27 protein-coding genes are annotated in these 26,913 nt (G+C 71.5%); 15 read left to right on the plus strand and 12 right to left on the minus strand.

The genetic code is table 11. The annotated features are described in order from the left end of the window. Positions 1–81 precede the first annotated feature (81 nt). From ACFU8V_RS03510 to dinB, 9 genes are all read left to right on the plus strand, one after another. Positions 82–1,002, plus strand: a complete 921-nt coding sequence (locus tag ACFU8V_RS03510) for an ABC transporter permease (RefSeq protein WP_378871778.1) — start codon at positions 82–84, stop codon at positions 1,000–1,002. After that, on the plus strand, positions 995–1,843 hold the full coding sequence (locus ACFU8V_RS03515; RefSeq protein ID WP_366216361.1) for an ABC transporter permease: 849 nt from the start codon (positions 995–997) through the stop codon (positions 1,841–1,843). The genes ACFU8V_RS03510 and ACFU8V_RS03515 overlap by 8 nt, the downstream gene beginning before the upstream one ends. Then, complete coding sequence (locus ACFU8V_RS03520) at positions 1,840–3,600, plus strand: dipeptide ABC transporter ATP-binding protein (protein ID WP_378869000.1); 1,761 nt, start codon at positions 1,840–1,842, stop codon at positions 3,598–3,600. Before ACFU8V_RS03515 ends, ACFU8V_RS03520 begins: the two co-directional genes overlap by 4 nt. After that, entirely contained in the window at positions 3,600–5,816 is a 2,217-nt protein-coding gene (locus ACFU8V_RS03525; RefSeq protein WP_378869004.1) for a peptidase C14, read from the plus strand. Before ACFU8V_RS03520 ends, ACFU8V_RS03525 begins: the two co-directional genes overlap by 1 nt. A gap of 34 nt (positions 5,817–5,850) precedes the next feature. Continuing rightward, the gene (locus ACFU8V_RS03530; RefSeq protein WP_378869007.1) at positions 5,851–7,239 is read left to right on the plus strand and encodes a hypothetical protein; all 1,389 of its coding nucleotides are present in this window, start codon (positions 5,851–5,853) and stop codon (positions 7,237–7,239) included. Positions 7,240–7,349: 110 nt separating this feature from the next. Further along, positions 7,350–8,108: an SDR family NAD(P)-dependent oxidoreductase gene (locus tag ACFU8V_RS03535; RefSeq protein WP_303709638.1), complete on the plus strand. Its 759-nt coding sequence runs from the start codon at positions 7,350–7,352 to the stop codon at positions 8,106–8,108. Continuing rightward, on the plus strand, positions 8,105–9,181 hold the full coding sequence (locus tag ACFU8V_RS03540) for an enolase C-terminal domain-like protein (protein WP_378869010.1): 1,077 nt from the start codon (positions 8,105–8,107) through the stop codon (positions 9,179–9,181). Before ACFU8V_RS03535 ends, ACFU8V_RS03540 begins: the two co-directional genes overlap by 4 nt. Position 9,182: 1 nt before the next feature. Then, entirely contained in the window at positions 9,183–9,986 is an 804-nt protein-coding gene (locus tag ACFU8V_RS03545; RefSeq protein WP_303709640.1) for an SDR family NAD(P)-dependent oxidoreductase, read from the plus strand. A 61-nt stretch (positions 9,987–10,047) separates the two neighbouring features. After that, positions 10,048–11,244: a DNA polymerase IV gene (gene dinB / locus ACFU8V_RS03550; protein ID WP_378869015.1), complete on the plus strand. Its 1,197-nt coding sequence runs from the start codon at positions 10,048–10,050 to the stop codon at positions 11,242–11,244. 69 nt (positions 11,245–11,313) lie between these two features. On the opposite strand, the gene ACFU8V_RS03555 is transcribed toward dinB, so the two are convergent. Together ACFU8V_RS03555 and ACFU8V_RS03560 are read right to left on the minus strand one after the other, a co-directional pair. After that, complete coding sequence (locus ACFU8V_RS03555) at positions 11,314–11,664, minus strand: nuclear transport factor 2 family protein (protein WP_062633303.1); 351 nt, start codon at positions 11,662–11,664, stop codon at positions 11,314–11,316. Further along, positions 11,657–12,406 (minus strand): SDR family NAD(P)-dependent oxidoreductase, encoded by a 750-nt coding sequence (locus tag ACFU8V_RS03560; protein ID WP_249521285.1) that lies wholly within the window; start codon positions 12,404–12,406, stop codon positions 11,657–11,659. The genes ACFU8V_RS03555 and ACFU8V_RS03560 overlap by 8 nt, the downstream gene beginning before the upstream one ends. A gap of 77 nt (positions 12,407–12,483) precedes the next feature. Here ACFU8V_RS03560 and ACFU8V_RS03565 point away from each other — a divergent pair, with 77 nt between their 5' ends. Both ACFU8V_RS03565 and ACFU8V_RS03570 read left to right on the plus strand, forming a co-directional pair. Then, positions 12,484–13,458, plus strand: coding sequence for a C-terminal binding protein (locus ACFU8V_RS03565; RefSeq protein ID WP_378869019.1), 975 nt, complete (start codon positions 12,484–12,486; stop codon positions 13,456–13,458). A gap of 10 nt (positions 13,459–13,468) precedes the next feature. Beyond that, positions 13,469–14,326, plus strand: a complete 858-nt coding sequence (locus ACFU8V_RS03570) for a fumarylacetoacetate hydrolase family protein (protein ID WP_378869022.1) — start codon at positions 13,469–13,471, stop codon at positions 14,324–14,326. A gap of 262 nt (positions 14,327–14,588) precedes the next feature. On the opposite strand, the gene ACFU8V_RS03575 is transcribed toward ACFU8V_RS03570, so the two are convergent. Both ACFU8V_RS03575 and ACFU8V_RS03580 read right to left on the minus strand, forming a co-directional pair. Further along, complete coding sequence (locus ACFU8V_RS03575; protein ID WP_378869025.1) at positions 14,589–15,437, minus strand: SMP-30/gluconolactonase/LRE family protein; 849 nt, start codon at positions 15,435–15,437, stop codon at positions 14,589–14,591. Next, the gene (locus tag ACFU8V_RS03580) at positions 15,434–16,255 is read right to left on the minus strand and encodes a hypothetical protein (protein ID WP_374459534.1); all 822 of its coding nucleotides are present in this window, start codon (positions 16,253–16,255) and stop codon (positions 15,434–15,436) included. The genes ACFU8V_RS03575 and ACFU8V_RS03580 overlap by 4 nt, the downstream gene beginning before the upstream one ends. A 65-nt stretch (positions 16,256–16,320) precedes the next feature. Between ACFU8V_RS03580 and ACFU8V_RS03585 the strand changes: the two genes are divergently transcribed. After that, positions 16,321–17,169 carry a Gfo/Idh/MocA family protein gene (locus ACFU8V_RS03585; protein ID WP_378869029.1) on the plus strand — a complete coding sequence of 283 codons (849 nt, stop codon included), beginning with the start codon at positions 16,321–16,323 and terminating at the stop codon, positions 17,167–17,169. A 100-nt stretch (positions 17,170–17,269) separates the two neighbouring features. On the opposite strand, the gene ACFU8V_RS03590 is transcribed toward ACFU8V_RS03585, so the two are convergent. From ACFU8V_RS03590 to ACFU8V_RS03600, 3 genes are all read right to left on the minus strand, one after another. Beyond that, on the minus strand, positions 17,270–17,707 hold the full coding sequence (locus tag ACFU8V_RS03590; protein ID WP_378869032.1) for a VOC family protein: 438 nt from the start codon (positions 17,705–17,707) through the stop codon (positions 17,270–17,272). Between the two features lie 21 nt (positions 17,708–17,728). Then, positions 17,729–18,073, minus strand: a complete 345-nt coding sequence (locus ACFU8V_RS03595) for a TraR/DksA C4-type zinc finger protein (protein ID WP_085604452.1) — start codon at positions 18,071–18,073, stop codon at positions 17,729–17,731. A 228-nt stretch (positions 18,074–18,301) separates the two neighbouring features. Then, positions 18,302–20,839, minus strand: a complete 2,538-nt coding sequence (locus ACFU8V_RS03600) for an MMPL family transporter (protein WP_378869035.1) — start codon at positions 20,837–20,839, stop codon at positions 18,302–18,304. A gap of 68 nt (positions 20,840–20,907) precedes the next feature. Here ACFU8V_RS03600 and ACFU8V_RS03605 point away from each other — a divergent pair, with 68 nt between their 5' ends. After that, complete coding sequence (locus tag ACFU8V_RS03605; RefSeq protein WP_025104106.1) at positions 20,908–21,480, plus strand: TetR/AcrR family transcriptional regulator; 573 nt, start codon at positions 20,908–20,910, stop codon at positions 21,478–21,480. A gap of 78 nt (positions 21,481–21,558) precedes the next feature. Here ACFU8V_RS03605 and ACFU8V_RS03610 read toward each other — a convergent pair whose 3' ends face one another. From ACFU8V_RS03610 to ACFU8V_RS03630, 5 genes are all read right to left on the minus strand, one after another. Continuing rightward, complete coding sequence (locus ACFU8V_RS03610; RefSeq protein ID WP_017202962.1) at positions 21,559–21,702, minus strand: hypothetical protein; 144 nt, start codon at positions 21,700–21,702, stop codon at positions 21,559–21,561. After that, a complete protein-coding gene (purL, locus tag ACFU8V_RS03615) occupies positions 21,702–24,029 on the minus strand; it encodes a phosphoribosylformylglycinamidine synthase subunit PurL (RefSeq protein ID WP_025104105.1) in 2,328 nt (775 codons plus the stop codon). Before purL ends, ACFU8V_RS03610 begins: the two co-directional genes overlap by 1 nt. Before the next feature lie 109 nt (positions 24,030–24,138). Beyond that, positions 24,139–24,519, minus strand: coding sequence for a PIN domain-containing protein (locus ACFU8V_RS03620; protein ID WP_378869040.1), 381 nt, complete (start codon positions 24,517–24,519; stop codon positions 24,139–24,141). Further along, entirely contained in the window at positions 24,516–24,779 is a 264-nt protein-coding gene (locus tag ACFU8V_RS03625; RefSeq protein ID WP_249521272.1) for a type II toxin-antitoxin system Phd/YefM family antitoxin, read from the minus strand. Before ACFU8V_RS03625 ends, ACFU8V_RS03620 begins: the two co-directional genes overlap by 4 nt. A gap of 138 nt (positions 24,780–24,917) precedes the next feature. Then, positions 24,918–25,868, minus strand: coding sequence for a helix-turn-helix transcriptional regulator (locus tag ACFU8V_RS03630; protein WP_378869043.1), 951 nt, complete (start codon positions 25,866–25,868; stop codon positions 24,918–24,920). Positions 25,869–25,967: 99 nt separating this feature from the next. Between ACFU8V_RS03630 and ACFU8V_RS03635 the strand changes: the two genes are divergently transcribed. Beyond that, the gene (locus ACFU8V_RS03635) at positions 25,968–26,408 is read left to right on the plus strand and encodes a VOC family protein (protein WP_378869046.1); all 441 of its coding nucleotides are present in this window, start codon (positions 25,968–25,970) and stop codon (positions 26,406–26,408) included. 276 nt (positions 26,409–26,684) lie between these two features. Further along, a complete protein-coding gene (locus ACFU8V_RS03640; protein ID WP_025104100.1) occupies positions 26,685–26,912 on the plus strand; it encodes a hypothetical protein in 228 nt (75 codons plus the stop codon). The last annotated feature ends 1 nt before the right edge of the window (position 26,913 follow it).

A 26,913-nucleotide genomic window follows, 5' to 3' on the forward strand; every position in this document is an offset into this window, starting at 1 on the left:
GAAGGCGACGCTGGGGGGAAGAAAAGGGGAGGGGATAGTGTTCCCCCCTCCTTCTTCGGGGGGGGGGCAACCACCCTCGCGCTGCTCCCCCCCACCTCGCTCCTCGTCTTCGTCGTGCTCCGGCTGCTGCCGGGCGACCCCGTCATCACCCGCCTCGGCTCGACGCCGGGCGTGGATGCCGAGACCATCGCCCGGCTCCGGGAGGAGGCCGGCCTCGACGCCCCCGTCATCGAGCAGTACCTGCGCTGGATCGGCGGCGTCTTCACGGGCGACTTCGGTCAGTCCTACTTCAACCAGTACTCGGTGACGGAGCTCATCGCCCAGCGCCTGCCCGCGACGCTGGAGCTCACGCTCATCGGCGTGCTCCTGGCCGTGCTCATCGCCACCCCGGCCGCCGTGTTCGCCTCGCTGCGTCCGCTCGGCGTGGTCGACCGGGTGCTCACCGCGATCTCGACCGCGGGCATGGCCCTTCCCCAGTTCCTCATCGGCATCGTGCTCATCGTCGTGTTCGCCGTGCAGCTCAAGGTGCTGCCGGCCCGCGGCTACACGCCGTTCGCGGAGGACCCCGCCGAGAACCTCGTGCGCATGATCCTCCCCGGTCTCACCCTCGCCTTCGCGGCGGCGCCGCTGCTCATGCGGTTCCTCCGGGCCTCGATGGTCGAGGTGCTGGACGCCCCCTACATCCGCACCGCGAAGGGCAAGGGACAGTCGGCGAGCGGCGTCGTGCTCGGCCACGCGCTCCGCAACGCCCTGATCCCCGGGCTCACCATGCTCGGCCTGATCGTCGGCTACACCCTGGGCGGCGTGGTGATCGTGGAGTACGTGTTCGGCGTCCCCGGGCTCGGCTCGCTCGCGATCGACGCGGTCTTCAAGCGGGACTACGCGGTGCTGCAGTCGGTCGTGCTGCTGATCTCCGCGATGTTCATCCTCACCACGCTCATCGTCGACCTCCTCTACGGGGTGCTCGACCCGCGTCTTCGTGCAAGGAGCAGCCGTGGCTGACACCCTCACCCTCGCGCTGCGCTCCGCGCGTCCCCGCCGACGGGTCGCCGTCGCCTCCTGGATCCCGCTGGGGCTGCTGGCGATCATCGTCCTCGCCTGCGTGCTCGCCCCGCTCCTGGCCCCGTATGACCCCGCGGCGCAGTCGTCCGACCGGTTCGCCGGTCCCTCGGCGGCGCACCTCTTCGGGACCGACGAGTTGGGCCGCGACCTCTTCAGCCGCGTGCTCTACGGCGGCCAGCTCACCGTGTTCATCGCCGGGGGCGCGACGCTCGTGGCCATGGTCCTCGGCATCGCCTGGGGTATGGCGGCGGCGTTCGGACGCGGTTGGGTCGATGAGATCCTCATGCGTCTCGCCGACACGGTCATGGCGATCCCGCAGATCCTCTTCGCGCTCGTCTTCATCTCCGCGTTCGGCGCCGACCCCGTCAAGCTCGCCGTCATCATCGGGGTGCTCCTCACGCCGACCACCGCGCGGCTCGTGCGGTCGTCGGTGCTCAGCGAACTGCAGGAGGACTACTTCACGGCCGCTGTGGCGTTCGGCTCGACCCGGCGCCGGCTGCTCTTCGCCGAGGTGCTCCCGAACGCCAAGGGGCCGATCATCGTGCAGGCGGCCATCAACGCCGCCAACGCGATCCTCCTGGAGGCGTCGATGAGCTTCGTCGGGCTCGGCATCGCGCCGCCCGAGGCCACCTGGGGCACGCTCGTGCAGCAGGGCTACCAGAAGATGTACCAGTCCATCGGATACGTGCTGTTCCCCGCCCTGTTCATCTTCGTCACCATCTGGCTGCTCAACGTGCTCGCCGACCAGTTCGGCGGCGATCGGAAGGGGAGGGGCCGATGACCGACCTCATGCCCGTCCTGCAGGTGCAGGACCTCACCGTCTCCTATGGGGACGTCATGCCCGTCCAGGGCATCACGTTCGCGGTGCGGCCCGGGGAGCGCATCGGCCTCGTCGGCGAATCCGGCTCCGGCAAGTCGCTCACGGCGCTGTCGATCATGCGGCTGAACGACGGGGCGACCCTCGGCGGCAGCATCCGGCTGCGCGACCGTGAGCTGCTCACGCTGAGCCCGCGGGAGATGACTCGCGTGCGCGGCGGCGAGATCGCGATGGTCTACCAGGACCCGATGTCGTCGCTGAACCCGGTCCGCACGATCGGGCACCAGCTCGTCGAGGCGATCCGGCTGCACGACCGGGTCTCGGCGGCGGCCGCCCGCGCCAGGGCCGTCGAGCTGCTGACCGAGGTCGGGGTGCCGCTGCCCGAGGAGCGTCTGGGCCAGTACCCGCACGAGTTCTCCGGCGGGATGCGGCAGCGCGTCATGATCGCGATGGCCATGTCGTCCCGGCCCGCCGTGCTCATCGCGGACGAGCCGACCACGGCCCTCGACGTCACGACGCAGTCCCGGATCATCGACCTCCTCGACCGGCTCGCGGAGGACCACGGGACTGCGGTCGTGCTCATCACGCACGACCTCGGCGTCGCCGCCGGGTTCTGCGAGCGCATCCACGTGATGCGGCACGGGCGCGTGGTCGAGGAGGGCCCCGTCGACCGCATCTACGCCGCCCCGGAGCACCCGTACACGCAGGCGCTCCTCGGCGCGGTCGTCGACCTCACGGTAGACGTGCAGCAGCCCATCCGCACCGCCGCGGAGGTGCTCGAACGCGGGACGGAGCCGCTCGCCGAGGCCGGGTCGATCAGCGCGGTGGACCGGGCGCGGGAGTCCGGCGACCTGCTGGTGGACGTGCAGGGCGTGTCGAAGGTGTTCACGCTCGGCTCCGGACGCCGGGTGACCGCGGTCGACGACGTGTCGTTCCAGATCCGGCGCGGCGAGACGGTCGGGCTCGTCGGCGAGTCGGGCTCCGGCAAGTCGACCGTGTCGAAGGCCGTGCTCGCGCTCGGCGGCATCGACGGCGGGACGGTCGTCTTCGACGGGCAGCGCCCGCACGACCTCCGCGGCGAGGAGCTGCGGCGGCTGCGCAAGCGCATGCAGATGGTGTTCCAGGACCCCTTCTCGGCGCTGAACCGGCGGCAGACCGTCGCGCAGATCATCGAGGCGCCGCTGCGCGCCCACGGCATCGGCACCCGGGCCTCCCGCGCCGAGAAGGTGCGCGAGACCATGCACCGCGTGCGCCTGGACGAGGAGTTCGCGCACCGGCTGCCGCGCTCGATGTCCGGCGGGCAGTGCCAGCGCGTGTCCATCGCCCGGTCGCTCGTGCTGGAGCCGGACTTCCTCGTGCTCGACGAATCGGTGTCGGCGCTCGACGTGTCGATCCAGGCGCAGGTGCTCAATCTGCTCCGGGAGCTGCAGGCCGAGCTCGGCCTCACCTACCTCTTCATCAGCCACGACCTGGCGGTGATCCGGTACATGTCCTCGACGGTCGCCGTGATGCAGCAGGGCCGCATCGTCGAGATCGGCGCGCGCGACGCGCTCTTCGCGAATCCGCAGCACGAGTACACGCGCGGGCTCATGGCGGCGATCCCCGTCGCCGACCCGGTCCTCGAGCGCCGACGGCGTGCGGAGGCCGCGGCGCTCTGGCAGACCCACGGCGGGCAGACGGGCGCGGTCCCCGCGACGACCGCCGGACGAGGAGGACGATGATGACCATCACGGATCAGGGGACGGGGCCCGCGGCGGACACCGCGGGTGCCGGCGCGGCGGTGCGGTCCACCGGCCGCCGCGCGCTCATGGCCGGGCTCGGCGCGGTCGCGCTCGGCACAGCGGGCGCGCTCGCGAGCACGGCACCGGCGCAGGCAGCCCCCGTCGTCGCCGGCGCCAAGGACGTCACGCGAGCGGAGTCCGTCGCCGATCTGGGCCGCCTCCGGGCCCGCGACGGCGAGGTGGCGGTCGTCGCCGGGTACCGGAAGCCCGGCGACGCCGGGCTGCTCGTGTACGTGGGCAGCGAGAACGCGAAGACCACGCCCAACGGCGGCACCGTGATCGCGGGGAAGCACGACACCCGCTGGATCCTGCAGCATGACGGGACGGTCGACTTCCGGGTCTTCGGCATCACGGGACCGGAGAAGCCGGCCGACGACGCGCTCGCCGCGATGGTGAACGATCCCCGCATCCGCCGGATCGAGGCGAGCACGGATCTCCTGTTCCGGCGACGGCACCGCTTCACCCGGTCGTACGTCGAGATCGACTTCGGCGGACACCTCATCACGACCGACGGCATCGAGAAGAACACGCACGACAACCCGTTCGGCGCCGTGATGTTCTTCACCGGGGTGTCGAAGGACGTGACCGTCGAGCATGCGCTGGCCGAGGCCTGGCCCGAGCTGACCGACGCGGTCGCCGTGCCGGATGCCTCCCGGTTCCCCGTCGATTCCTGGTGGGCGGTGCAGTGCGATCCGGTCGCCGGAGGAGGGGCGGACGAGCGCGAGCTGCAGCGGTTCGTGCAGGTGACGCAGCAGATCGACGCCACCCACATCCGCATCGACTACCTCAACGGCTGGCCGCTGGACACGGGGCGAAAGCTCGTCTGGCGGCAGATGGAACCGGTCGCGGGCGTGCGCATCGCGAACATGCGGTTCCTCGGCGCCGGACCCTTCGACGGTCCCACCGACGGTTCCTTCCCCGACTCCCGTGAGCTCACCGGCTCCCACCCGATCGCCTTCGAGTACGCGATCCACTGCGACGTCGCCGACGTGCACGCGAGCCGCACCTGGTGGCCCGTGATCATGCGGCGCTGGAACACGCACTTCACGACGGAGCGCTGCTCGGTGGAGAACCCGCCGACCGTGTTCTACGGCGGCGCGGGCTACCTCACGCAGCAGATCTACAGCCTCTATGGACGGGTCAGCGACTGCACCTCGTCGAACGCCCGGCACCTGAACGACCTCACCGCCAGCGCGTACTGCATCGTCGAGAACTGCCACGGCGACGGCGACGATCAGGGCGGCAACCCCTTCACCACGCACGGCCAGTACGAGCACGACCTCACCTTCATCGGCAACTCCGGGCTCATGGACATCGCCAACTCCGGCGCGCAGTGGGGCACGGCCGCCAAGCGCATCACGATGCGCGACCACGTCTGCTCCTGGTTCGTCGCCGGCACCAAGATCAGCGATCTGACGCTGGAGAACGTGCGGGTCATCGGCCGCTCGACCTTCGATCCGCAGGCGACCATGACCATCAACGCCGACGGCGCCCAGGTGCGCGGGTGCACCGCGGGACTTCTGGCGATCGGACAGCGGTCGCAGCGCTCGTCGCGGCCGACCGTGATCGCGGACTCCACCTTCGCGCTGCCGAAGGACCAGGTGCTCGTGCAGACCCCGGTCACGGCTCCCGTGCGCTTCGTGGACTGCACGATCACCGGGATCGACGGGGTCAAGGCCCGTGGGTCCGGGCCGGTCGAGTTCGTGGACTGCCGACTCAGCGGCCCGGCGGCGGGTGCGCCCTTCGAGCTCGGCGCCGCCACGGTCACCATCCGCGGCGGTTCCGTGCGCGACGTGCGCCTGACCGCGACCGCGGTGCGCGATCAGCTCGTCGCTCTGGACGGCGTCGAGCTGTCCACGGAGCGGACGGACGGCGCGCTGCTGAGCAGGGCTGCCGGTGCCGGCGTCGTCACCTGGCGGGTGAGCGGGGTGACCTCGACAGTGCCGCGGGGCGCGGCCCACCTCGACATCGGGACGGGCGTCAACCACGCCCGCGTCACCGGCAGCCAGTTCGTCGGCGGAGGACTGCGGCTGGCGGACGGGTTCGCCGAGCCGTCGACGCTGCTGTACAGCGACACCCTCGAGCGCGGCGTCGAGACCGCGCTGCCGGAAGCCGGACCGCGCGTCGTCATCGCGGACGTGCTGGCGAGCGCGTGACGGACGGCATCATGGACATCAGGGAGGACCACGCGTGAACGACACCGCAGAGGCGACGCACCTCGGAGACCGCATCCGCATCCCCCGCACGCGGGCGCGCATCGGCGTCGCCCGGCGCGACATCACGCCGCCCGTCGGCATCCGCGCCAAGAACTGGGGCCCGGCCGACTGGGAGCGCTCCGAGGGGGCGCACCGGCCGTTCGAGCTGACCGCGCTCGCGGTGGTGGCCGCGGACGAGCGGCCCCGGGTGCTGCTCGCCGTGGACGGCACGTGGTGGCGCCGGGTCGCCGATGAGCAGGGCGTGCGCGGGGCGATCCTCGACGGTCTGGGCCTCGAGCCCGATCAGCTCATGCTCTCCCTCTCGCACACCCACGCCGGGGCCGTGCTCTGCGCCGCGGATGCGCATCTGCCGGGCGGCGAACTCATCCCCGGGTACCTGGAGGCTCTTGCTGCCGCGGGCATCGCCGCCGGGCGGGAGGCGCTGGAGGCTGCGCGACCGGGACTGATCGAGTGGACCACGGGCACCTGCACCCTCGCGGCGGAGCGGGAGCTCGACCTCGACGGCCGCGCGCTCGTCGGCTACAACCCCCAGGGCACCGCCGACGACACGGTGACCATCGGTCGGATCAGCATCGACGGGGAGGTGCGGGCGACGCTGGTGAACTACGCCTGCCACCCGACGACCCTGGCCTGGCAGCACCGAGAGGTGTCTCCGGACTACGTCGGCGCGATGCGCGAGATCGTGGAGGCCGCGACCGGCGCACCGTGCCTCTTCGTGCAGGGGGCCTCGGGCGAGTTGGCGCCACGGGAGCAGTACACCGGCGATGTCGCGGTGGCCGACCGGCACGGACGCTCACTCGGGCACGCGGTGCTCGCGGCGCTGGACGGGCTCCCGGTACCCGGCGAGGAGCTGACGCTGGACGGGGTCGTGGAGTCGGGGGCTCCGCTCGCGATCTGGACCGGGACCCCGGCGGACGGCGGCGACGGGGCGGCGGGAGTCGTCTCGGCGGTCGAGCTGCCGCTGCGCGACCTGCCCACCCTGGACGAGCTCGCCGAGGAGTGGAAGGACATCGACCCCCGGTCGCGGGAGGAGCGCCTCGGACGGGCCCGAAACCTCCGCGACGGCTACATCGACGGTCCGACCGTGTCGCATCCGGTGTGGGCCTGGCGGCTCGGAGACGCCGTGATCGTGGGGCATCCGGGCGAGGCGTACTCGCGGCTGCAGACGACGCTGCGGGAACGGTTCCCCCAGACGCCGATCGTGGTGATGAACCTCACGAACGGCCCGGGGTTCGTGTATCTCCCGACCCGCGAGGCCTACGACCGCGGCGCCTATCAGTCCTGGCAGACGCCCCTGGCTCCCGGAGCCCTGGAGCTCCTGGAGTCCCACGCCGTGTCGGTTGTGGCCGGGTTGCTGGGGTAGTCCCGCCTTCGAATCGCCCACTTTGCTCCATTTCCGGCCGAAATCGAACCAGTTGCGCGATTCGAACGGGATAGAGTTGCTATAGCAAATCCCCGAGGTAGAGGAGAGACATGACCGCGCGCCCCGTCGCCATCGTCACCGGAGGCTCGGCCGGCATCGGCTGGGAGATCGGACAGCGGCTCTCCGCGGACGGCTACCTCGTCGTCGCGACCGACCGCGTCCCCGGGCTCACCGCGGGCGAGAACCCCGCCGGCATCCTGTGGCGGCAGCTCGACGTCACCGACCATGCCGCCGTCGACCGGGTCTTCGGCGAGATCGAGGCGGAGCTTGGGCCCCTCGAGGTGCTCGTGAACAACGCCGGGATCCAGCGGCATCGCGGGATCGAAGACCTCACGTGGGACGAGTGGTCCGCGGTCGTGGACGTGAACCTGCACGGGGTGTTCTCCGCGCTCCAAGCTGCCGGGAAGCGCATGCTCGACCGGGGCGAGGGCCGCATCGTCAACATCTCCTCCATCTCCTCGCGAGGCTCCGCGGGGCGGGCGCCGTATGCCACGACCAAGGCCGCCGTCATCGGACTCACTTCGACGGCCGGAGCGGAGTGGGCGTCGCGAGGGGTGCGCGTCAACGCCGTGGCTCCGGGCTATGTCGACACCGGAGTGTTCCGGCAGGGCGTCGAGCAGGGGACGCTGAGCCTCGACACGATCCTGTCCCGCATCCCCGCGAAGCGCCTGGCCGACGCGAGTGAGATCGCCGCGGCCGTGAGCTTCCTCGTGTCGGACCAGTCGCGTTACATGAATGGGCAGACCCTGTACGTCGACGGCGGGTTCATGGTGGACTACGGCGTGCCCCTCGCGAAGAAGCCCGAATGACCGCCATCGCCCGGATCGACACGGCCACGGCGGTCCTCCCCCTTCCGGCACCGCTGCAGCTCGGCGCGATGACGGTCACGCGGCGGGAGTATTCCGCGGTGCGGGTGACGGCGGACGACGGCACCACCGGGTTCGCCTACTGCCTGTCGCGCGAGGCCCCGATGGCGGAGATCGTCGACCGCCTGGTGGCTCCGCACGCGGTGGGGCTCGACGCCGACGACCCGGCGGCCGCGTGGGACCGGATGCTCCGCGGCAGCGCGATCGTCGGACGGGTGGGACTCGTGCGGCGGGCGATCGGTCTCGTCGACATCGCCCTGTGGGACGTCGCGGCCCGTCGCGCCGGCGTGCCGCTGTGGACCCTGCTCGGCACGGGTGACGCCCCGCGGGAGGGGATGCTCGTCGCCGCGTATCCGTCTCCGCAGCGCCCGCCGCGGGAGGTCGCGGACGAGGTGCTCGCGCAGGCGGAGGGCTGGGCGCAGGTGAAGATCTCGCGCATTCCCGATCCGGCATACATGCGCGAACTGCTCGCGATCCTCGGCGCGGAGCTGCCGTCATCGACCGGACTCGTGGTGGACGTGGGCTTCGGCTGGCCCGACGCGGAGTCCGCCGTGGCGGAGGTCGCGCAGTGGGGCGAGCCGCGCCTGGCCTGGCTGGAGGACCCGCTGCTCCCCGAGGACGCGGCCGGTGTCGCCCGCATCCGCCGGGAGACCGGGCTGCCGGTGGCGGTGGGCGACGAGGTGACCGACCCCGCCGTGCTCCGGGCTCTCGTCGAGATCGGCGGAGTCGACGCGCTGCGCCTCGACGTCGTGGCGATCGGCGGCATCACCCCCGCGCGCGAGCTCATCGCCTGGGCGGCAGAGCGCGGCGTCCCGGTGTCCGGACACGTGTACCCCGAGGTCACGGCCCACCTCGGCATCCAGGTGGAGACCTTCGCCCGCGGGGTGAATCCCTACGACCCCGCGCCCTCGTTCGTCACGGGCGGGCCGCAGTTCGCCGGCACCGTCACGCCCCCCGCGACTCCGGGGCTCGGCTTCGGCCTCGATCCCGCCGTCTTCCGATTCGAGAGGGACTGACATGACACCTTCCCCGCGCAGCGTCGTGGTGACCGGCAGCGGCAAGGGCATCGGCCGCGCGGTGGCCGCGCGGCTCACCGCCGACGGCTGGATCGTGGTCGGGCTCGAGCGCTCGCCCGGCTCCGGGACTGTGGAGGAGGGCATCGTCGCCGAGGTCGTGCTCGGCGACGCCTCCGACCGCACGGCCCATCAGCGCGCGGCGGCCGCGGCGCGCACGAGGGCTCCTCTGGCCGGCTGGGTCAACAACGCCGGCATCACGAAGCGCACGCCGCTGCACGAGCTCGACGAGACGGTCGTGCGCGAGATCGTCGACATCAACGGCTTCGGCTACCTCTGGGGCTGCTCGACCGCCGTGTCCGCGTTCCTCGATCAGGGCGTCGCCGGGGCGATCGTCAACATCGGGTCGATTCACGGTCGCTCGAGCTTCGTGGACCACGCGGCCTACGAGTTCACGAAGGGCGGCATCGACGCCCTGAGCCGCAGTGTCGCCGTGACATATGGCGGACTGGGCATACGAGCGAACACCGTCGCGCCGGGCGGCGTGCGCACTCCGCATCTGGAGGCGCAGATCGCGCGGGCGGCCGACCCCGCGGCGGAGGAGCGCCTGCTCGCGGAGGGTCCGCCGATGGGACGTATCGCCCGTGCGGAGGAGGTCGCCGCGGTGACGGCGTTCCTGCTCTCCGACGAGGCTCCCTACCTCTCGGGGCAGTCCATCGCGGTGGACGGAGCGTGGACGGCGTCGTTCGGGGACATCACGCTCGACCCCGCGCTGCGGGAGCGGTTCGAGGCGCCCCCGGCCTCCTGAGCACCGGCCACGCGGATGTCCCCGGTCCGTGCGACGATCCGCTCGTCGACGGGAGAACGGGATGCGCGGGGAAGCGACGGTTCTGCACGCCGATCTCGATGCGTTCTACGCCTCGGTCGAGCAGCGTGATGCGCCGGAGCTCCGCGGGCGTCCGGTGATCGTCGGCGGCGGGGTCGTGCTGGCCGCGAGCTACGAGGCGAAGGCACGGGGCGTCCGCACCGCGATGGGTGGCCGGCAGGCGCGGGAGCTGTGCCCCGACGCCGTCGTCGTCCCGCCGCGGATGGAGGCCTACTCCGCGGCCAGCAAGGACGTCTTCCGCATCTTCCGCGACACCACCCCGCTCGTGGAGGGGCTCTCCATCGACGAGGCGTTCCTCGAGGTCGGCGGGCTGCGACGCATCGCCGGCACTCCCGAGGCCATCGCCATCCGGTTGCGGGAGCGCGTGCGCGCCGAGGCGGGCCTGGCGATCTCGGTCGGCGTCGCCCGCACGAAGTTCCTCGCCAAGGTCGCGAGTGCGGTGAGCAAACCCGACGGACTCCTCGTCGTCGAGCCCGACCGGGAGGAGGAGTTCCTGCTGCCGCTCCCCGTCGAGCGGCTGTGGGGCGTCGGCGCGGTGACGGCGGAGAAGCTCCACCGCTACGGTATCCGCACGGTCGGACAGCTCGCGGAGCTCGAGGCCGCGACGGCGGAGCGCATGCTCGGAAAGGCGACCGGAGCGCACGTCCATGCTCTCGCCCGCCTGCGGGACCCCCGCCCCGTGGACACGACCAGGCGCCGGGGATCGATCGGGTCGCAGCGGGCGCTCGGCGTCCGTCCGCGGTCGCCGGAGGAGCTCGACGTGATCCTCACCCAGATCGTCGACCGGCTCGCGCGGCGTCTCCGCGACGGCGACCGCGTGTGCCGGACGGTGGTGCTGCGGCTGCGCTTCGGCGACTTCGCGAAGGCCACCCGTTCGCGGTCGCTGCGGGCGCCGACCGACCGCACCGCGCTGCTGCTCGCCGTCGCCCGCACGCTCCTCGCCGCGGCGCAGCCCGAGATCAGCGGCCGCGGGATCACCCTGCTCGGCCTCTCGCTCACCCAGCTCGACGCGGCGGACAGCGTCCCGCCCGAGCTGCCGATCGACTGGGGCGACGAGTCCCGGCTCGACACCGTGCTCGACACGCTCCGCGACCGTTACGGCTCCGCCTCGGTCTCCCGCGCCGCCCAGCTCGGCCGCGACCCCGGTTGGTCCTCTCCCGTGCTGCCGGAGCACCACTGACCCCTTTCGAATCGCTTGACTGGTCCCATTTCGGCCGGAAATACAGCCAATCGGGCGACTCGAAGCGGGTCAGGCCTTGAGCATCGACGCCCGCGAGATCACGCCGTCGACCACGTCGAACGTCGCGATCGTCTCTGTCGCGACGCCGGCGTTGATGACCCGCTCCTGCGCGACGACCCAGCGGGAGCCGAACAGGACGCTCGTGTCGATCACGCAGGAGAGCTCAGGGTTCTGCAGCCGCGGCTCGTAGAAGGCGCGGATCGCGGCCGACCCGACGAGGGGTTCCGGCGCGACTCCGGTGACCACGGCATCGTCGGCGTAGGTCGCGACGAAGGCGTCGAGGTCGTGGGCGTTGAAGGCGTCGAGCTGGGCCTGCACGGTGTCGAGGGCAGAACGGTCCTGGGCGGTGCGGTCAGTCAATGCGAACTCCTCCGTTGACGTCGTAGGTGGCTCCGGTGATGAAGCGGGCCCGCTCCGAGGCGAGCGACGCGATGATCCAGGCGACGTCCTCCGGCTGCCCGAACGCACCGAGCGGGATGCCCGACTCGAGCTTCGCGCGACCCTCGCCCTGGAGCTGATCCGTGATCGCGCTGGCGACCGGGCCGGGCGTGACGGCGTTGACGCGGATGCCCTCGGCGGCGAGGTGCCGGGCGAAACTGCGGGTGATCGCGAGGATCGCCCCCTTACTGGCCGCGTAGTGGATGCCCGTCTGCAGCGCGCCGACCTGCCCGGCGATCGAGGCGATGTTGATGACCGAGCGGTCGCCGTCGGCGGCCCGGAGCAGGGGGAGCGCCGCGCGGGTGAGCAGGAAGGTGCCGCGGGCGTTCGTCTCCAGGACGAAGTCCCACTCCTCGATGTCGATCTCGGGGTACGGGGTGTAGGGGCAGACGCCGCCGTTGTTGACGAGGACGTGCAGGTCGCCCCAGGCGTCCGTGATCTCGGCGATGAGCGCCGTGATGGAGTCGGGGTCGCGGAGGTCGAGGCGCGACACATGGACGTCCGGCGAGCCCGCGGCGCGGCACTCCTCCGCCACGCGTGCGGCTTCGGCCTCCCGTCCGGCGTAGGTGATCCAGAGGGCGACGCCCTCGCGGGCGAGTTCGAGGGCGGCGGCGGTTCCGATGCCGGAACTGGCGCCCGTGACGAGTGCGCGGCGAACAGTCATGACTAAACGCTATAGCAAGAACCGGCTCTCCGGACAGCGCTGTACGAGAAGTTGCTAGATGCTATAGCATCGCATCCATGACCGCGCCGCTCATCCTCGTCACCGACTGCGACCTCCCCGGGACCGTCATCGAAGACACCCTCCGCGCCGCCGGCCTCCGTGCCGAGCGGGCCGCCTCCGGGAGCCCGGACGACATCGCCGCCGCCGGAGCCGACGCCGAGGCGCTGGTCGTGCAGTGGGCGCGCATCGACGGCGACCTCATGGACCGCCTGCCGAACCTCCGTTTCATCAGCCGTGTCGGCATCGGCTACGACATGATCGACGTCGAGGCCGCCACGGCCCGCGGCATCGCCGTCGCGAACACGCCGAGCTACTGCATCGAAGAGGTCGCCGCGCACACCGTCGCGATGATCATGACCCAGGCCCGCGGCCTCTCCGCCTACGACCGGGCCGTGCGGGAGGGCGTCTGGAAGGCCGTCGACGCCCGGCCGCTCGCCGTGCGGCCGTCCTCCACCACCGTGTCGGTGCTCGGCTTCGGGCGCATCGGATCGATCGTCGCCCGCGGGTGTCGGGCGCTCGGCTTCCGTGTGCTGGTGGCCGACCCGTATGCCTCCGACGACGCCGTGCGCGACGCGGGCTGCGAGCCTGTGGACATCCCGTCGGCGATCGCCCGCGCCGACATCCTCACCCTGCACGTGCCGCTGACGGACGAGACCCGTCACCTGATCGACGCCGCGGCCCTGGCGACGATGAAGCAGGACGCCGTGATCGTGAACACCTGCCGGGGCCCGCTCATCGACGAGGACGCCCTGGCCGCGGCGCTCCGCGACGGCCGGCTCGCCGGTGCCGCTCTCGACGTCTTCGCGGAGGAGCCGCTCCCCGGCACCTCCCCGCTGCGCGCGCTCGACACCGTGCTGCTCACGCCGCACGCCGCCTGGTACTCCCCGGAGGCCCTGGCGGATCTTCCCGTGCACGCCGCCGAGAACGTGATCCGCTCGCTCGCGGGCGAGGCCGTGCTTATCGTCAACCCGGCCTTCGCCGCCGCGCGCTGAGAGGACTCCCATGGAACTGCTGCGACTCGGCGCGATCGGCCAGGAGCGTCCCTACGTCCGCGATGACGAGGGCGTGGTGCGCGATCTCGCCTCCCTGACCCGCGACATCGACGGCGCCTTCCTCGCCGCGGACGGCATCGCCCGCGTGCGGGCGGCACTCGCCGACGGCTCGCTTCCGGAGGGGGAGACCGCGGGACTGCGCGCCGGTGCCCCTGTGGCGCGGCCCACCGCGGTGATCTGCATCGGCCAGAACTACGCGGCGCACGCGGCGGAGTCGGGCTCCGAGCCGCCCGCACACCCGGTGGTGTTCTTCAAGCACCCGAACACGGTCGTGGGGCCGGACGACGTCGTGCTCCTGCCGCCGGGAGCCGAGAAGGTCGACTGGGAGGTCGAGCTCGCGGTCGTCATCGGCCGGACGGCGCGGTACCTGCCCTCCGCCGAGGCCGCGCGCGACGTGATCGCCGGCTACACCATCTCGAACGACGTGTCCGAGCGGGCGTACCAGCTCGAGGTCTCCGGCGGACAGTGGTCGAAGGGGAAGTGCTCCGAGACGTTCAACCCCCTCGGCCCGGCACTGGTCCCCGCGGACGAGGTCGACCCTCAGGCGCTGCGCCTGCGGTCCTTCGTGAACGGCGAGCCGCGGCAGGACTCCTCCACCGCCGACATGATCTTCCCCGTGCTCCAGCTGGTGCACGAGCTCAGTCACTACCTCGTGCTCGAACCCGGCGACGTCATCAACACCGGCACTCCGCAGGGTGTCGCGCTGTCCGGACGCTTCCCCTACCTGCAGGACGGCGACGAGATGACCATCGAGATCGAGCGACTCGGCCGCCAGCACCAGCGCACGGAGCGGGTCCGTCTCGGGTGAGGCCTGTGCCCGGGGCACGGTTCCTTTCGCTGAGTGCAACCGTGTCCCGGGTAGAGGTCTCTCCCGGATGCCCGCGCGGGCTCAGGCATGCGCGCAGGCTCAGGCGAGTGCAGGGGATAGGTGCCTGATGCCGCGCGACAGCCTGGTGCCGCGAGCGCCCGGCGGCTCAGGCATCCACGTGTACTCAGGCACCCGCGCGGGCTCAGGCGGCTGGAGGCGAAAAGTGCCTGATGCCGCGCGAGCGTCTGACCCCGCGCGGGGGTCAGCCGGCGAAGGGGAGGACCGGGAGGCCGTGCACCCCGGGACGCACCGCGAACACCGACCCCGCGGCGGTGCCGTGATCGGACGGCAGGCCCTGCGCGGAGGTCGTGATGAAGAGCGTGCCGAGGTCGTCGCCGCCGAACGTGCAGGCACTGACCTGGGGCACCGGCAGCACGATGTCCTCGCGCACGGTCCCGGACGGCTCGAACCCCCGCACGCGGCTCCCGCCCCACAGCGCGACCCAGACGCTGCCGTCCGCGGCGACCGTGAGGCCGTCGGGCACGCCGTCGTCCTCGGGGATGTGCGCGAACACCCGGCGCCCGCGGAGCTCGCCCTCGCTCACGTCGAACACGTCGATCCGGCCGGTGTCGGTGTCCACGTAGTAGACGCGGCGGCCGTCCGGGGAGTAGCTGACACCGTTGGACGAGGTCACGCGGGGGAGCACCGTGGTCACGTCGAGGGCGGCGTCGATGCGCAGCACGGTCCCGGCACCCGCGGTGGAGTCCGTGGACATCGATCCGGCCAGGAGTCGTCCTCGCGGGTCGCAGCAGCCGTCGTTCATGCGCACCGGGCCGTCGTCGAGCAGGGTCGCGACGGGACGGGCCTCCGCGTCGGGGCCGTCGGCGAGGTACAGGGTGCGCGCGCCCACCGCCACGAAGCCCCCGGACGTCCGCGGGCGGAAGAACGCGAGGTACTCGTCGTCGATGTGCTGGCGGACGATCTCGTCGCCGCGGAGGGTGAGCAGGTCGCCCGCGTCTCCGTCGACCCAGCGCAGGCCGCCCCACCCGGGCCACCAGACCGGGGCCTCGGCGTGGACGGCGACCGGGCCGGTCACGTTCTCGGGAGTCATGCGCCCTCCGCCGTCCGCCGCGGGTCGGTCACGGGCAGCGGCTCCGGAACGGGGTCGGCATGATCCGCCGCTGCGGCAGGGGCGGCCGGAAGCTCCTTCGCCACCTGCTTCTCGAGCACGGTCACGGCCTCGTCCGAGAGCAGGATGAGGCCGTCGAGCTCCTCGCGCACCCGCTTGTAGGCGATGTTCCGCTCCGATTGCGTCGCCGACTCGTCCACGGCGACCTTGAGGAGCTGCTGCGCGCGGTCGAGGCGCTTGCGCTCGGCCTCGGTGAACGTCGAGTCGCGCAGCCGCCGGGCGTCCTTCTCCGCGATCTCGAACGCGACCGCGTAGTCGCCCACGGCCTGCAGGTACTCCGCGATCTGCTGCTCCGTGAGCTTCGCGTCGGCGGCCGCCGGACGCAGCGCGTCCGCGGTCTTCTTCGCGCGCAGGAAGGCGGCCGTCAGCGGCTGGCGGCCGTCGCTCATCGCGGGGAAGGCGATGAGCTTGGCGACGTCGAGCTCGTAGTCCAGCCACCGCGCGGTGATTTCGTCGTGCTCGGCGAAGAGGCGGGCGAGCAGGTCGTCGGGCGCCACGGAGGCCGTGGTGTCGACGACGGTGGGACCCCCGTGCTTCGCCTGCCGGGCGGCCGCGCGCGCCTCGATCTCGGCGGTCTTGACCTGCGCCTTCATGCGCAGGGCCTCCAGCCGGCGCTCGTGCCGACGTTTGGAGCCGCGCTCCCAGGCCTTGGCGACTCCGCCGGCCATGCCCATGATCGGGAAGACGAGCCACCAGTAGTCACCCGCGAAGTTCCAGAAGCCCCGGATGAACTCGTCCATGATGGGTTCAGCCTACTGCGCGACGGCGGGTCGCCGGGGGCCCGCACGAGAGGGAGGGCGGCCGCATGAAGAGCGTCGGCATCGTCGGGATCGAGAACAGCCACGCCACGGAGATCGTCCGCTTCCTGAACGCCGAGGCCACGGACGTGCCCGTGCGGATCACGGCCCTCGTGGCAGGAGAGCCGGAGCGCACGCGGGAGCTGGCGGCACTCGGCGGCATCGAACGCGTCGTCGAGGAGGCGGCCGCGCTCCTCGGCACGGTGGACGCGCTCATCGTGACCGCCCGCGACGGTGCCGATCACCCCGCCCTCGCCGTCCCCTTCCTGGAAGCCGGGGTGCCGGTCTGGGTCGACAAGCCGCTCGCGACCGGCGTCGTCGATGCCGACGCGATCCTTGCGGCCGCGCAGCGTGGGCGGGTGCCCGTCACCTCGTCGTCCACGCTCCGCTGGCTCGCGGACACCGCGGAACTCGTGGCGGAGGCGGCCCGCATCGGGGAGGTCCAGGCGGTGACCGTCACGGGGCCGGCCGATCCGGACAGCCCGTACAGCGGCATCTTCTTCTACGGCATCCACATCGCCGATCTCGCCCAGGTGCTGCGGCCGGGCGCTGCGGAGGACGTCGAGGTGCAGTTCCTGCCGGCCGGCGTCGTCGCGCGCTACCGGGTCGGCGGGGTGCCGGTGACGCTGGAGTTCGTGCGGCCGGACGACGACCGGCAGGTGCCGTTCCGGGCGACCGTCGTCGGCCGCCGGGGCATCGCGAGCCGGGAGATCCCGATCGGCCCCGGGTATGTACGACCCGGCGTCCGCGCCTTCGCCCGGATGCTGGAGACCGGCGAGTCTCCGGTTCCCGCGTCCGAGATCCGCGCTCCGATCGCCGTACTCGAACAGGTCGCCGAGGCCCTCGCCTCCCGCTGACCCGGGCACAGTTTCGGAGATCGGATCCGCTGCGCGGTCGACAGGCCCTGTGCGGCGGCGTGTCGCCTGCCGTCTCCGAAGTCGTGCCCGGGGGTCGGAATCAGGGCTTCGTGAGGTCCTGCGCGAGCATGAGGATGATCCCGCTGGGGCCGCGGAGGTAGGTCAGCCGGTAGATGTCCCGGTAGTTCGCGACGCCGCGCAGGGGATGGAATCCGTGCCGGGCGGCGATGGCGAGGGAGGCATCGATGTCGTCGACGGAGAAGGCGATCCGGTGCATGCCGATCTCGTTCGGCCGCGTCGGCTCCGTCTCGATCGCCTCGGGGTGGATGTACTCGAACAGCTCGATCTGCCCGTGCCCGTCCGGGGTCTGCAGTACGGCGATCCGCGCGTGGTTCCCGTCGAGCCCGACCGCGGTGGACGCCCACTCGCCGCTGACCTCGTCCCGTCCGACCACGGAGAGACCCAGATCGGTGAAGAAGGCGATGGTGGCGTCGAGGTCGCGCACGGCGATCCCGATGTTCTCGAAGGCGATGGCCATGCCCGCGATGCTACTCCGGCGTCAGCGACCGAGCTTCTCGGCGCAGGCCACGCAGTACTCCGCGAACGGGCGCACCGCCAGGCGCTCCGGCGGGATGGGCCGCCCGCAGTGCGCGCAGATGCCGTAGGTCCCGGCGTCCATCCGCATCAGCGCCTCGTCCACCTGGCGGAGCTCCGCCTGCGCCGCCTCGGCCAGCCCCGACAGTCGGGACCACTCCGACGAGAGCGTCACCCCCTCCGGGTCGTGCTCGTCATCGTCGTTCGAGCCCTCGCGGTCGTGCATGAGCTCCGCGAGCGTAGTCGCCGTCGCCGCGACGCGGGCTTCGGCCTCGGCGCGGCGCTCTTGCAACAGCGCTCGCAGATCCATCCGCCCACTCTAGGCCCGCCCTGCGACACGCGCGTCGTCGCCGGACCAGGCATCCGCGCGAGATCAGGCGACACCGGCTGCAGGTGCCTGAACTCCCGCGCCTGCCTGTCCCTCCGGACAGCCCGCCCCCGCGACCGCTCGCGCAGGTTCAGGCGCTCGCGCGGCATCAGGCGACCCTGGTGACAGATGCCTGCCCCCGCGCGAATGCCTGTCCCGCGCGAACCAGACTCAGGCGCGACGGGTACGCGGGGGCTCCACGGTGGGGACGGAGTCGGTGTGCACGCTGGGGTGGTCCCGCTCCAGCGCCGCGCCCTCCATGTCGACGTTCGGGATGATGCGGTCGAGCCACTTCGGCAGCCACCAGGCCGAGCGTCCGAGCAGGTGCATGAGCGCGGGCATCAGCAGCATCCGCACCACGAACGCGTCGAGCAGCACGCCGAACGCGAGACCGAACCCGATGGACCGGATGATGGTCGACTCCGAGAACACGAACCCGCCGAACACCGACACCATGATGAGCGCGGCCGCGATGACGACCGAGCGCCCGGCCCGGAAGCCCTGGGCCACGGCATCGTGCGCGGACGCGCCGTGCACATAGGCCTCCCGCATCCCCGAGGCGAGGAAGAGCTGGTAGTCCATCGCGAGCCCGAACAGGATGCCGACGAGGATCACCGGCAGGAAGCTCAGGATCGGACCGGTGCTGTGCAACCCGATGAGGTCGGCGCCCCACCCCCACTGGAACACCGCGACGATGAGCCCGTACGTCGCGAACAGCGACAGCACGAACCCTCCTGTGGCGATGAGCGGCACGAGCAGCGAGCGGAACACGACGATCATGATGAGCAGCGACAGGCCCACGACGACCACGAGATACAGCGGGAGCACGCTCGCCAGCGCCTCGGAGATGTCGATGTTGGTGGCGGCCTGACCGGCGACGCCGAGGGTGATGCCACCGTCGATATCCGGGAGGCCCCGCAGATCCTGCACCAGCTCCTCGGTGGAGGCGCTGTTCGGGCCTTCGGCGGGCAGCACCTGGAAGGCGAGGAGCGTGTTGTCATCCGACGTGGCGATGGGGGCGACCGCGACCACGTCGTCCTGCTCGGCGATCTTCTCCGCCACGGTCACCTGCGTGGCCAGCAGGTCGTCGTCGCTCACGGCGTCGTCGAGGGTCGCTGTCACCAGGAGCGGCCCGTTCGCGCCCTCGCCGAACTGCTCGTCGACGGTCTGGAACGCGCGGTAGCTGGTGGAGTCGGCGGGTTCGCTCGACCCGTCCGGGAGGCCGAGGCGCATCGACATCGCGGGGATCGCGATCACGAGCAGCGCGACGACGCTGACGAGCGCGGTGACGACGGCGCGCAGCGTCGACATCCGGCGCACGGGCTTCCCGGCCGCGTGCTCCTGGCCGATGGTCGCCCGCGCCTTGCGGCTGAGCAGGCGGGTGCCGACGAGGCCGAGGATCGCCGGGGCGAGGGTCACGGCGACGAGCACGGCGACCGCGACGCACACCGCTCCCACCGTGCCCATGAGGCCGAGGAACGGCACGCCCGTCACGTTGAGGGCGAGGAGCGCGACGATGACCGTGGTCCCCGCGAACACCACCGCGGTCCCGGAGGTACCCGTGGCCAGACCGATGGACTCGCGCACGGGCGACCCGGCCAGCAGCTGCTTGCGGTGCCGGTTCACGATGAAGAGGGAGTAGTCGATGCCGACCGCGAGCCCCAGCATCACGCCGAGGACGGGAGTCACCGAGGCCATGTCGACGACGCCGGAGAACGCGAGCGACGCCGTGACGCCCACGCCGACGCCGACCACGGCCGTGACGATGGGCAGGGCCGCACCGATCAGCGAACCGAGCATCACGATGAGCACGACCGCGGCGAACGCGAGACCGATGGCCTCGCCGACGCCGAAGATCTCGGGCACGCCCTGGGCGATGTCGGTGCCGAAGTCGACCGTGACGCCGTCGATCTCCTCGTCCTGGAAGTGGGCGATGGTGCTCTGCTTGGTCTCTTCGGCGAGCTCCAGGCGCGGATCGACGAAGGAGACGTTGACGATGGCCGTGGAGCCGTCCTCCGAGACGACGCCGATGCCGTCCGCGAGGTCCAGCAGGGTCGTGCCGAGGTCCAGCTGCTCCGCGCTGTCGGCGAGCTCCGCGCGGTTCTCGTCGATGGTGTCCTGCTGCGCGTCGAGCTGCGCGAGCTGGGCGTTCAGCTGCGCGAGCTGCGCGTCGAGCGCGGCGGTCTGCTGGGCTGGCGCGCCGGCGGCCTCGGCCTGCGCGCGTGCCCCTTCGAGCTGGGTGATCCCGGCCTCGAGCTGTGCCCGGCCGTCGTCGAGCTGGGCCTGGCCGGCGTCGAGCTGGGCGCGGCCGTCGTCGAGCTGGGCCTGGCCGTCCGTCAGCTCCTTCGCCTGCTCGTCCTGCAGCCGCTGGGCGTCGAACGGGTCGACGACGGAGGCGACGCCGTCGAGGTCTCCCGCGCTCGCGGCGAGGTCGGAGATCGCCTGCTTCTGCTCGTCGGTGAAGGGCTCCCCGTCGTCCGTCCGGTAGACCACCGTCCCGGTGCCCCCGGCGGTGTCCGGCAGCTTGTCGGCGAGCTGATCGGTGACCTCGCCGGAGGCGGTGCCGGGGATGTCGAAGCTGTTGCTCAGCGTGCCGCCGAAGGTGAGGAAGGCGCCGACGCCGAGCCCGAGGATGAGCACCCAGGAGACGATCACCGTCCACGCCCTGCGCGCAGCGAAAGAACCCAGACGGAACAGCAGTGAAGCCACGTGATCTCCTTCAGACGAAAAGAGCATACGGCACGTCTCGTCTAGGGATCTGTGGCTATCCTGAACGCATGGTGAACGAGCATCGCAGTGGCCCTGTGCGCAGCACGGCGGCCCGCGAGGCGATCCTCGATGCGACGGCCCGGCTCTTCCACAATCAGGGGTATGACCGGCTCACGATCGAGGGCATCGCCAAGGAGGCCAAAGTCGGCAAGCAGACCATCTACCGCTGGTGGCCGTCGCGCGGCGCGCTCATCGGGGAGTGCCTGGCCGAGGGACGCCTCATCCCCGTGGACTTCGTCGTGCCCGACACCGGAGACCTCTCCGCCGACGTGGAGACCTGGCTGCGGAGCGTCCTGTCGATCCTCGAGAAGCCCCAGGGCGGTGTGCTGCTGCGGTCTCTCGTGGCCGCGGCCACGGAGGATGCCTCGGTCGGTGCGCACCTCGGCGAGAGCCTCGGGGTGGAGAAGTACCTGTCGGAGCGTCTCCGCGGCGGCATCCGCGACGGTCAGCTGCCGGAGGACGCCCCGGTCGAGCAGCTCGGTCGCGCCATCCTCGGGGCCATCATCGTGGAGTCTCTCGGCCGCGAGGCCCACGATCCGGGTTCCGTCGTCGCCCTGACCCGCTACCTCTTCGCTCGCTGAGGTCGCGGATTCGCACGGGGTCGCACGGATTCAGGGAACCCCTGCGACCCGGGTGCGAATCTGCGACGCGGGCCCGGATCAGCCGAGGAGCAGGGTGAGCACGGTCGCGCCGCCGCCACCGAGGATCAGCGCCACGATGACGGTCCACGCGATGATGCGGATGCGCCGGTTGCGCTTCTCGCCGAGGTCGCCGTAGTCCTCGCTGAGGCCGTCGCCGCTCATCAGGCCACCGGCTCCGTGACGGTCGGGCCGAAGTACGACGGCAGCGTGGCCTGCGAGCGCTCGCGGAGCTCGGCGGCCGAGACGGTGAAGACGTCCTGCACCTCGAGCTGCGGCTCGCTGTCCGTGACGCCGATGCGGGCGACCGGGTAGCCGCGGCCCTCGCAGAGCCCGCGGAACTTCACGTCGTCCTCGCGGGGAACGGTCACGATCACGCGGCCGGTCGACTCGGAGAACAGGGCGGTCGCGGCGTCCACGCCATCGCGCTCGATGATCTCGTTGAGCCAGACCCGGGCGCCGACGCCGAAGCGCATGACGCCCTCGGCCAGGGCCTGCGCGAGACCGCCTTCGGAAAGGTCGTGCGCCGAGGAGATGAGCCACTCGTCACGGGCCGCGGCGAGCAGTCCGGCGAGGCGCTTCTCGCCCGCGAGGTCGACCTTCGGCGGGCGGCCGCCGAGATGCTGGTGCACGACCTCGGCCCACGCGGAGCCGGAGAGCTCGGTCGACGTGGTGCCGAGCAGGTAGATGTTCTGCCCCTCGTCCTGCCAGCCGGACGGGATGCGGCGGGAGACGTCGTCGATGATGCCCAGCACGCCGACGAGCGGGGTCGGGTGGATCGGCACGTCGCCGGTCTGGTTGTAGAACGAGACGTTGCCGCCGGTGACGGGGGTGCCGAGCTCGTAGCAGCCGTCCGCGAGGCCGTCGACGGTCTGACCGAACTGCCACATGACCTCGGGGTTCTCGGGCGAGCCGAAGTTGAGGCAGTCGGTGATGGCGGTCGGCACGGCACCGGTCACGGCGACGTTGCGGTAGGCCTCGGCGAGCGCGAGCTGCGCGCCGGCGTACGGGTCGAGCTGGCAGTAGCGTCCGTTGGCGTCGGTGGCGACGGAGAAGCCCAGGCCGGACTCCTCGTCCACGCGGATCATACCGGCGTCGTCGGGGAAGCTCAGGGCCGTGTTGCCGAGCACGTAGTAGTCGTACTGGTTCGTGATCCAGCTCGTGTCCGCGAGGTTCGGGGAGGCGACGAGGGCGAGGAACTGCTCGCGCAGCGTCTCCGCGTCGTTCGCACGCGGCAGGTTCTCGGCGGCGTCGGCCTGCAGCGCGTCGATCCACGTCGGGTAGGCGACCGGGCGGTCGTAGACGGGACCGTCGACCGCGACGGTCGAGGGGTCGACATCGACGATGCGCTCGCCCTGCCAGTCGATGATGAGGCGTCCATCGCCGGTGACCTCGCCGAGCACGGAGGTCTCGACCTCCCACTTGTTCACGACGGCCAGGAAGGCGTCGAGCTTCTCGGGGGCGACGATGGCCATCATGCGCTCCTGCGACTCCGACATGAGGATCTCCTCGGCCGTGAGTGTGGGGTCGCGCAGCAGCACGTTGTCGAGCGAGACGTGCATGCCGCTGTTGCCGTTGGCCGCGAGCTCGCTGGTCGCGCAGGAGATGCCGGCGGCGCCGAGGTCCTGGATCGCCTCGACGAGTTCGCCGCGGTAGAGCTCCAGACAGCACTCGATGAGCACCTTCTCGGCGAACGGGTCGCCCACCTGCACCGCGGGGCGCTTGGTCGGGCCGCCGTCGGCGAACGTGTCGGAGGCCAGGATGCTCGCGCCGCCGATGCCGTCGCCGCCGGTGCGGGCACCGAACAGGACGACCTTGTTGCCGACGCCGGTGGCGTTCGCGAGCTTGAGGTCTTCGTGGCGCAGCACTCCCACCGCGAGCGCGTTCACGAGCGGGTTGGCCTGATAGACGGAATCGAAAACCGTCTCGCCGCCGATGTTCGGAAGGCCGAGGCAGTTGCCGTAGAAGCTGATGCCGCTGGTCACGCCGTGCACGACGCGGGCGGTGTCCGGGTGGTCGATCGCACCGAAGCGCAGGGCGTCCATCACGGCGACGGGGCGGGCGCCCATCGAGATGATGTCGCGGACGATGCCGCCGACACCGGTCGCCGCACCCTGGAAGGGCTCGATGAACGACGGGTGGTTGTGCGACTCGGCCTTGAAGGTCACGGCCCAGCCCTCGCCGACGTCGACGACGCCCGCGTTCTGGCCCATGCCGACCATCAGGCGTTCCTTCATCTCGTCGGAGACCTTCTGGCCGAAGCGGCGCAGGTAGTTCTTGCTCGACTTGTAGGAGCAGTGCTCCGACCACATCACCGAGTACATCGCCAGCTCGCCCGAGGTGGGGCGGCGGCCGAGGATCTCCTTGATGCGCGCGTACTCGTCGTCCTTGAGCCCGAGGGCGCCGTACGGCTGCTCCTTCTCGGGCGTCGCGATCGCGTTCTCGACGGAGTCGGGGACGTGCTGGGGGGAAGGTGCAGGGGCGGTGGTCACGCGCACTCCAAAGGAAGGGGCCGGCGGGGCGTCTTCAGTCTACCGGCGCGGTCGGGGCCGTTCTCTCGTGCGTGCCGTCGGACGGCGTCAGGACGGGAAGGCGGCGGCGTCATGGCAGCTCGGCGATGGTCAGGCCCTGCGCGCGTGCGGCGGCGGCGAGCTCGCGGTCGAACGTGAGGAGCGCCGTGACCACGTCGCCGAGTTCGAGCGCGGCGGCGAGGTGGAGAGCGTCTAGAGTGCGGAGCCCTGAGCCTGCCCGGATGGCCGCGGTCAGCGTCTCGTCGTCGAGGGAGACGAGCGCGACGCGGTCGAGGAGGTCGACGACGGCTTCGCGGTCGAGGGAACGGCGGTCGGCGATCGCGTGCAGCTCCACGGCGAGGAGGCGCGAGGAGACGAACTCGCTGCCGTTCGCGAAGGCGAGGACGACCGCTTCCGACCCCTCTTCCTCGATGAGTGCCTTCGCGGCCGCTGAGGTGTCGAGGTAGATCACGACCGGTCGGCCCGAAGCTCGCCGAGGATCTCCGCCACGGACAGCGAATCCGGCACGGGGGCGTGGCGGAGCGGACCGCTCGCGCGGGGCAGCGTCACCCGCCCGTTGGCGATCATGCGCGTCCAGGCCGTCTCGGCGGGCGGCGACAACTCGGCGATCGGGCGCCCGCGGTCTGTCACCGTCAGGTGCTCACCGGCGGTGACGCGCGCCAGCACCCGCGCGGTCTGCTGATTCAGTTCGGTCTTCGACACGGTGCCCATCTCCTCAGGGTAGATCCAAAGTAGTAGAACTACTAGTTCTCGGGTTCGTGGGTCCAGTGAACCATTGCTCGGCGACATTGCGAGGCCGTACGGACGGATCTCCCCGAAGGCTCTGGATAACTGCCCCGCGGGGCGGCGTCAGGAGGAGGAGTGCGCTGCTGCGAACCGTTGCGCCAGCACCCCCGCCGCCTCGCGCAGCGCCTCGGGCCCGACCACCGTGAACGGCGCGTCGAACCGGGCCACCGCGGCGAGCACACCCGTCCACGACCAGGAGCCGACCGTGACTCGGCACGAGTCCTCCGACAGCGGCACCACGGCGCCGTCTCCGACCCACGGCGCCACGTCCCGCGCCGGCAGGGCGATATCCACCACGCCCGTGCACGGCCAGCGGTCCTCGGTCGTCGAACCCTTGGCACGGGCGGCGAGGAAGGTCTGCGCGTCCGCGGCAGGCAGAGGGCGCGGCGTGAAGGAGGGCCCGGTCGGCGTGCGTGGCTGCAGTCGATCGAGGCGATACGTGCGCCAGTCGGCCGCCTCCAGGTCCCAGGCCAGCAGGTACCAGCGGCCCTCGCGCGCCACGACGGCATGAGGCTCCGTGCGCCGTGGTGGGCGGTCCCGCGCGGATCCGTAGTCGAAGCGGAGCACCTTCCGGTCGCGTACCGCCGCGCTCGCCGCCTCCAGTACGGCCGGGTCGGCGCGGACCGCGGCCGGTGCTCCGTCGAAGCGGATCCCGTCGATGCGGTGGCGCAGGCGCGAGGGCATGACCTGACGGACGGTCGCGAGCGCGCGCTGTGCGGCCTCGCTGACCTCGATCCCGGTCGCGCTCGCACTCTGCAGGGCCACGGCGATCGCCACGGCCTGCTCGTCGTCGAAGAGCAGCGGCGGCATGTCCGACCCCGCTTCGAGGCGGTAGCCGCCGTACGGGCCCTTGGTGGATCCGATGCGGTAGCCGAGCGCGCGCAGTCGATCGACGTCGCGGCGCACCGTGCGCGGTGTGACGCCGAGACGGTCGGCGAGTTCCCCGCCGGGCCAGTCGCGTGTCGCCTGCAGCAGGGACAGCAGCGCGAGCATGCGCGACGAGCTTCCGGTCATGGCTCCATTCTGCGCCGGAAAGAGGACAGAAACAGACCTCTACCTCTGTGACGGTGGTATCACACGGTCCGATCAGCGGACCGGGACACGGAGGACACCATGACTCTCACGACCACCACCCACCTCAACTTCCGCGGCACGGCCCGTCAGGCCCTCGACTTCTACCGGTCGGTCTTCGGCGGCGAGGTGACCGCGGCCACCTACGGCCAGTTCGGGATGCCGGAGGGTGTTCCCGGGTTCGACAAGCTCGTGTTCGGGCAGCTCGACGGACCCGTGCGGCTGATGGCGTACGACATCCCGGGCGCGGACGACACCGCCGCGACTGCCGGCACCACCCGTCGCGAGAACGGGATGACGATCACGGACCGCTCCTTCTTCCAGTCGCTGCGAGCGGACTCCCTGGATGAGCTGCAGCCCGTGTGGGACGCCCTCGCCGAGGGTGCGACCGTGATCGAACCTCTCGCCGCCTCCGCGTGGTCCGCCGGTTTCGGCATGCTCACCGACCGCTTCGGCGTGACCTGGGTCCTCGACGTCGCCTGACCGCGTTTGGATGCTCGACCCGGCCCCGTGCGGTCGACCCGGCCCCGTGCGCCCGTCCGCAACGGGCCGGGATACACGGAAGAGGGTGGGTCAACGCGCGGCGTCCCTCCTGCAGTCGACCCGGCCTCTTGCGGTCGACCCGGCCCCTTGCGCCCGTCCGTAACGGGCCGGGATGCACAGCAGGGGGTGGGTCGGCGCCCGTGGGCGACATGACATGTCAAGGGCCTCTTCGTCGTCGGTCGCCTCACGTAGAAAGGAGGAGACGAAAGGCAGGGCATGGCCGCAGGAGACATCGAGACGTTCTCGCGCAACGGCATCTGGTTCAACCGGATCCAGGGCGAGTCGCACACGCTGGGCAGCAGCTTCGAGTCGATGGAGGAGGCGGTGAAGGTCGGCCGTGGCGCGGCGACAGCGCGTCAGGTGCAGCATTTCGTGCGCACGGAAGAGGGGCCGTCCGACGACGTGGCTCCGAACGAGGCGCACCCGCGCGACCTCATGTGGTGAG

The organism is Microbacterium sp. NPDC057658 (genome assembly GCF_042799975.1).
Classification (GTDB): Bacteria; Actinomycetota; Actinomycetes; order Actinomycetales; family Microbacteriaceae; genus Microbacterium.